Origin of the sequence: Terriglobus sp. YAF25, assembly GCF_052113305.1 — a bacterium.
Classification (GTDB): Bacteria; Acidobacteriota; Terriglobia; order Terriglobales; family Acidobacteriaceae; genus Terriglobus.
The window spans coordinates 1-6949 of sequence record NZ_JBFRCY010000424.1 but is presented as its reverse complement, the minus strand read 5'-3'; the positions used below and the strand labels follow the sequence as shown (position 1 = coordinate 6949).

Annotated in this window: 5 protein-coding genes; 2 read left to right on the top strand and 3 right to left on the bottom strand. The window is 55.6% G+C overall.

What is annotated here, in order from left to right:
* Window positions 1–1591, bottom strand: a 1591-nt coding sequence (locus AB4043_RS17120; RefSeq protein ID WP_442307610.1) for an FG-GAP repeat domain-containing protein, incomplete at its 3' end; no start/stop codon positions are given.
* A gap of 482 nt (window positions 1592–2073) precedes the next feature.
* On the opposite strand from AB4043_RS17120, the gene AB4043_RS17115 reads away from it, so the two are divergent.
* Both AB4043_RS17115 and AB4043_RS17110 read left to right on the top strand, forming a co-directional pair.
* Window positions 2074–3387 carry a hypothetical protein gene (locus AB4043_RS17115; RefSeq protein ID WP_442307609.1) on the top strand — a complete coding sequence of 438 codons (1314 nt, stop codon included), beginning with the start codon at window positions 2074–2076 and terminating at the stop codon, window positions 3385–3387.
* Between the two features lie 253 nt (window positions 3388–3640).
* Complete coding sequence (locus tag AB4043_RS17110) at window positions 3641–4714, top strand: hypothetical protein (RefSeq protein WP_442307608.1); 1074 nt, start codon at window positions 3641–3643, stop codon at window positions 4712–4714.
* A gap of 309 nt (window positions 4715–5023) precedes the next feature.
* Here the strand turns inward: AB4043_RS17110 and AB4043_RS17105 are convergent, their stop codons facing one another.
* The gene (locus tag AB4043_RS17105; protein WP_442307607.1) at window positions 5024–5953 is read right to left on the bottom strand and encodes an ABC transporter permease; all 930 of its coding nucleotides are present in this window, start codon (window positions 5951–5953) and stop codon (window positions 5024–5026) included.
* Window positions 5950–6879, bottom strand: coding sequence for an ATP-binding cassette domain-containing protein (locus tag AB4043_RS17100; RefSeq protein WP_442307606.1), 930 nt, complete (start codon window positions 6877–6879; stop codon window positions 5950–5952). Before AB4043_RS17100 ends, AB4043_RS17105 begins: the two co-directional genes overlap by 4 nt.
* Window positions 6880–6949 lie beyond the last annotated feature (70 nt).

Sequence of the window (6949 nt, the reverse complement as noted above, 5' to 3'; positions counted from 1 at the left end):
GGCCGGAGCTACTCATTCCCTTTGGTAAACAGAGGCTAGCCGCATTCGTCGCCGCGTAGCAGGTGGCACCAGGCGTCCCGTCGTACACGGTTACGGTCCTGGAGGACATGAAGCTCACCCCGCTTGCATCCCAGGCTTTGGTCACGAACAGGTGAGAGCCCTCGCTCACCGGAAATCTCTGGTCGAAGCTCGTGACTGCCTCAGAGTACTTCAGCGCGCCATCGACGTACTCCTGGAGGGCTGTCACCGGCGTCGTGTCATAACTATTAGCGCGAACACGCACGGGACTTGGCAAATAGGTGTTGTCGACCGGAGCACACACCGTCACGGATGGGCTGATGGTGTAGGTTCCACAGTTCGTTCGCCGTGTCGCGTTCAGGTAGAACTCCGTTGGCCCTCCGGCACCGGGTTGCGTCTGGGCGAAGTCCATCCTTCCATCGCGATTGAAATCCGCCATAGCAGCTGCACCCACCTGCACATTCCGCGATGTGAAGAAGTTCTCCGGAGTCTGGAGAAAGGATCCATCTGCATTCCCCCGCCAGATCGAAAGGCCCTGCGGGGCGTCATTACACTCTCCGGTAGAGCCATCACACTGCAGAGCGCCAATCGCGGCGATATCGATGTAGCCGTCTGCATCCACATCGACGCCTGCAATCTGACCAAGATCTCCGGGATTTAATCCCGACGTCGAATTGACCAGAGTTCTCTTATAAAGCTTGTTCTCTCCCTGTCCATAAAAGCCATCAAACCCGACGCAATACTTCGCCCCCGCCGGAAGATCACACTGATAGCTCACAAGGATGTCTGCGTTCCTATCCCCGTTCATTTGAGCGCTTATGATTTGCGGCCATGAGTATTGACCAAGCACCTGCCGGGTGAAAGTCCCACTACCGTTATTCCACAAGACGCTCAGTTCCGATGGCATCGCAAAGTCATTGGAGTTCAGAACAAGTGCTGCAAGATCTGAGACACCGGTGCCGTTCAAACTCCCTGCTGCTACCTGAACCGGGCTGAAATTTCCGGTGCCGACCGATATAGAACCCGCAGAAACAAACGTTCCATCCCCAGCGTTGCGGAACAGCTCAATCAGGCCGTAYGACTCGCCAACTGCAATATCCGGTTGACCATCATTGAAGAAATTGCCAACGACGGCTTGCCCAGGTCCTTGAGTGGTCGTGTAGGTCTGCGGCGCGCGAAACGTGCCGTCTCCATTCCCCAGGAAAATACTCAGYACATATGCGGCCGGCGCGGGAGGAGGGGGAGGATTCTGAGATGCGACCGTAACGAGATCCAGATTGCCATCATGATTTACATCGGATGCAACGCCGCCCTGCAGTGCGAGAGCATCTGCGAATGCTGTTACCGGCGGCTGAAATGTGCCATCTCCTTTGCCGGCGCGAAAGATCAGGTGTTGTGTTGAGCTGCATTGGACCAGGTCAACTTTGCCGTCGTGATCAAAGTCGGCTGCGATCAACGGGCCACTGCCTCCGTTGTATCCGTCTCCGTAGCTCTCGAAACTAAGCGGTGATTGACTGCAAAGCCGTGACGTACACACGGCCACGATGGCGACTGCAATAAGTCGTGGAAGCATGACTGGGAGAACCTCCTGCGAATCAGCGAAACATGAAATGTTCGGTACGCACTGGCATAGTTCTTATGTCGCGAGCTTATTTACTTACAGCTTGTAACGGGATTGTTCAGAGGGAGGGCGGGGGATGAAAGTTATTCAGCACAGAACGATCACGGAGAAAGGTATACAGCAACATACAGAACTCCAGGCGTGATCATGAGAGCGCCGTATCAGACATTAGGTTGTACTTCCTGTAACAAAGTCGTGAATTCACGATCCACACGCAGACTGATGGAATAGGGCAATATCCCGGGCGGATATGCGTTAAGCGCCTTTAATCCCAAATCGGCATCGCTTCTTCCGGTTCCTCGAAAGTGGTAGCTGACTTCCTGAAGTACCGGGTTACTCTCTGAATAACAAAAGCAAGCAAATCCCCCCCACGAGAACTGCTCAAGCTCAGGGAGATCAAGGGCAGCAGAACTTCGTGGTCAAGCAGGTTCCCCATGCGGAAACTTACCGCACTTCTATGCCTTGTCGCGGCATTTGTCATCGCGAGCTCAGCGCACGCAACCGTTCTTGTCTCGCAACCTTTCATCGGACAGACCACAGGCACGAACGTAACGTTCGCGGCCACAGCGACCACAGTGACGTGCAGCCGCGGTATCGCATCAATCGGCGTCTACATTGACAACACGCTCGTCTATGTAGCCCAGGGAGCCTCCCTCAACACAACACTGCCAGTTTCATTGGGATCGCACTACACCGTCGTGCAGGCATGGGACAACTGCGGTGGATCGACAAATCTGCCAGTGCCGATTACGGCCCAGAACCAGGCAGGCGTCTGGGTGAACTCGCCTGCCGCCGGCAACTCCAGCACGCAGCCGGCGTTCGTCGCCTCCGCCACAACGACCTGCGCCTCCGGCGTAGCGGCGATGGGCCTTTATATCGATAACCAGCTCGTTGAAGTCGAGAATGGCAATGCCCTCAATTACCAGGCCGCGCTTGCACCTGGCGCGCATCACACCATCGTGCAGTCCTGGGATAATTGCGGTGGCTACGCCAAGAACGCTATCGACCTTACCGTTCTCGGAGCATCGAACACTTTCAGCAATCTGCAGATGAGCCCGGCATGGAATATGTCTGGCCAGAAGGCTCCCGACTACGACAACTGTGTCGATCATGTTGAAGCAAACCCATGCGCCGGCATTACCTACTCCTACAACCGGAACATTGCCAATCCGTCCCTCAGCGGATCTGCGACGCAGTTCAACCTTGGCGGCACTCTGCCCTACTCCGACGTACTCTTCTGGAACCACCTGATCGGTGCGTACTCATCACAGAGTCTTCCGGATGTCGACCACAMCCTCATCGCTGCRACCAAGAACTTCACCTACGATGCGTACTTCTATGTCASCAGCTATGATGAGGCGCACACCCAGGCACTGGAGTTCGACATCAACTGGTTCCTCAACTCTTTCGGTATGACCTGGGGTACGGAGTGCCGCCTCCACGGTGGCCATGAATGGGCTCTCTGGAACAACGTTGACAAGCACTGGGAAGCCACCGGCATCGCATGCAATCCACTGAAGGACGCCTGGAACCACGTGACCATCAGCGCCAAGCGAAACGATGACAACACGCTGACCTATCAAACCATCACGCTGAACGGCAAGACCATCGCCCTGAACAAGACGGCCCCGCCGTTCTACGTCCCGGCAAACTGGTACGGCGTCACCGTGAACTACCAGATGGATGGCGATGAGCACCAGACCGCGATCAAGAGCTACGTTGACAAGCTCAGCCTGATCTACTGGTAGACAAAAGCGAAGCAAGCAATGACAAGGCCCTCCAAGGTGGGGGGCCTTTGATTTTGCGGTTTCAAATTCATCGTCATGCAACGGTGTGCGAGATGAGATGACCCCTCGGGATCCTGACCCCACATTTTCCGGGCCTCTCCAAAACATCGGAGAAAATTTCCAGGTGTTGCGTAAAAATTGCCAAGCCGCAGGGAATTAATTGCGGTTAGATGTGCCCCCTCAAAAATACGTTGCCATCCGTACAGAATACTTATTGTGTTCCACTCTCAACCTTTCCCCTGGCAGCCATCGAGTCGCCGTACAGGCGTGGGATTATTGCGGTGGCGCCACCAACGCAATATTGAACCTTACGGCAACCTCTCAGGGTGGAGTCAGCGTGAGTTCTCCTGCGAACAACAGCACCGTGAGCGCCCAGGTGCACTACGCTGCAAACGCAACGACAAGCTGCGGCAGCGGAGTGAGTGCGATGGGAGTCTACGTCAATAACTCTCTGGCTTACACGGTGGGTGGGTCGTCAATGGATACCACCCTGACACTTCCCGCCGGTACGCAAAAAACCGTCGTTCAAGCATGGGATCGATGTGGCGGGGCCTCAACGACCCCGATCACGGTCAATGTCGCCGCAGGAACAAAAATTGGCAATATTCACGCGACCAACGGCTGGAATCAGTGGGGTGAGCTCCCACCGAACTACGACATCTGCGGTTCTCCCTGCTCCGGAGTAGATTGGTCGATGACGCAGCATGTCGGCTCCGGTTCGTTGAGCGGCAACGGCACAATCTTCTGGGTCGGCGGATCGACCCCTTACTCTGATGCTCTTTGGTCGAATAAGCTGATCGGCCAGGGCACCACCCAGAACATGCCCGACACGAATCAGACCATTCTGCCTTCCATTCATCACATGGTCTACGACACCGACGTCTACGTCAGTAACCTCGCGGTCACGCAGGATCTGGAATTTGATATCAATCTGTTTATGTATGGCGTCGGCATGGAGTTCGGAATGGAGTGCAACCATCTCAACGGCAATGTGTGGGACATCTGGAACAACGTGAACGTACAGTGGGTCCATACAAGTATTCCGTGTACGCTCAATGACAAAAGCTGGAATCATGTCAGCTTCCAGGTTCAGCGCGAATCGAACAACGACCTGACGTACCAATCCATCACGGTGAATGGAACCACATACACCATCAATCAGACAGTTGCGCCGTTCGCTGTTCCCAGCGGCTGGTATGGCATGACCGTGAACTATCAGATGGATGGCAACTATGCCCAGACTCCCTACACGACCATGCTGGACAACCTGAATATTACCTATTGGTAGAGAGAAAGGTTCGACATTAAGGCGCCACATCGTGGCGCCTTTTTTTGCGCTCGTCAGACAAGACTGGTAGCCCGAATCTCAAACACAACCATTTGGCATAGCAGCGCATCTACCTTTTCGAATTGGTGGCGCCTGTGCTGAGCGAACCAATATATAGTTTCTCCGCTAGATTGAATTAGCGCATTCCCCCGACTCCGAGGAATGCGCACTTTTTTTGCGATCTGATTTATGTATGCCGCTGTTGCCGCACAAACAGTAGAGCCGCAATGCCAACGGTCGCACAGCCCATCAGAAGCAGAATTAATCCATTCATCCAGAGATCCTCGAGGCCGGCGCCGCGTAACACGATGCCACGCACAATGCGGATATAGTACGTCGTCGGAACCAGCTTGCCGTCTGTGCCTTGGTGGAGATGATCAACCCGAGGCCAAGCACCGTCAGCAGGAAAGGCATCGATAGTACGAGCAACGTCAGTACATTTCCATGCACCGGCACCAGGAAGACTACGCGCATCACTGCGAGGATCACGCACAGCTCCGCAAAGGCCATCACGCCATATGGGATCATCTTGCCAACCATCAAGCCCAACGGGGCCACCGGCGTCATAGTCAACTGCTCCAGCGTGCCGCGCTCTCGTTCGCGCACCAGGCTCAGGGCTACCATCAGGATCACCATCATCTGCAGCAAGACCGCAATCAGACCCGGGATAAAGAAGTTCGCTGAACGCGTGCTGGGGTTGTAGAGGACCGATGGCCTTACTTCTACCGGCATCGGCGAATTGCCCAGTAACTGCGCGAGCGAGAGCTGCATCGCCACGCCAGTGGAGGCATTCGTCGCCTGCCCGGCAACGGATGAGTCCGAGCCATCCATTAACACCAGCACCCTGGCGGTGTTGCCCTCCTGCAAGCGGCGCGCGTAGTCATACGGAATCCGTACGCCGACTCTTGCTTCCCCTGCACGAATGGCGTTATCCAGCTTATCCGCGGAGTCAACATGAGCCACGATATGGAATGAGTCTGAGGCTGCAAGTTTGTCGATAAACTGCCGGCTCTGCTGCGTATGCGATTCATCCAGAACGACCGTCGCAATCTGACGCACGTTTGTGTCCACCGCAAGACCAAGCAGAAACAACTGCATCAACGGCACCGCCAATGTGAAGAACAGCGTTGTGGGGTCACGCCGGATGTGCGTGAACTCCTTGCGGCAGATGGGCCATACCCCGTAGAAGAGATCCTTCATCGCCGCTCCTTCATGATCTCGTAGGTCAACGTGACGAAGACATCCTCAAGCGATGGGACTATCGTCTCCACGGATGCCCCGTTGAGCTGCTGCCGAATGGCATCCAGATCATCCTGCTCCACCAGGGCATGAATCGAACGTCCGAAGATCGTCGCTTCGCGAACGCCCTTCATCGATCGCAGACGCGTCAGTTCCATGGAAGCATCCGGCGCTTCAATCTGAATCCGCACTGTTCCTTTCGGATTGGCTTCAGGCAACTGCTGCAACTCGGCAATGGTGCCGATCGCCGCCAACTTTGAGAGATAGATATAGCCCACACGGCCACAGCGCTCAGCCTCATCCATGTAGTGCGTCGTCACGAAAAACGTAACGCCCTGGCCGGAAAGCTGAAAGAACAGATCCCATAGCGACCGCCGCGCCACGGGGTCGATACCGGCCGTCGGCTCGTCCAGAAAGAGTACCTGTGGCGAATGGATGATGGCACAGCTCAACGAGAGGCGCTGCTTCCATCCGCCGGAGAGAGCTCCTACACGCCGATCGAGATACGGCTCCATACCGGTCAACGCCAGCAACTCTTTTGTGCGCTGCTCAGCCTGCGTTCCTTTGATGCCATACACGCCGGCGTAAAAGGTCAGGTTCTCGGCCACCGTCAGGTCTTCATACAAACCGAACTTCTGCGACATGTATCCGACGTGCCGGCGAATATCCGCTGCATGCTTGCGGATATCCATCCCGAGGATGGTGCCTGTACCTTCGGTTGGCGTCAGCAGACCACATAAGGCTTTGATGATCGTCGTCTTCCCCGWACCGTTTGGCCCGAGAAATCCGAACAATTCCCCCTTACCGACCTGGAAGCTCACGTCCTGCACGGCGGTAAAGCTGCCGAAGCGAATCGTCATGCCATCGGCAGTAATCGCCGCGGTCATGGCAGACGCACCGTTGCCGCCATGCCGGACTTCAGCACGCCGTCAGGGTTATCAACCATCACCTTTGCAC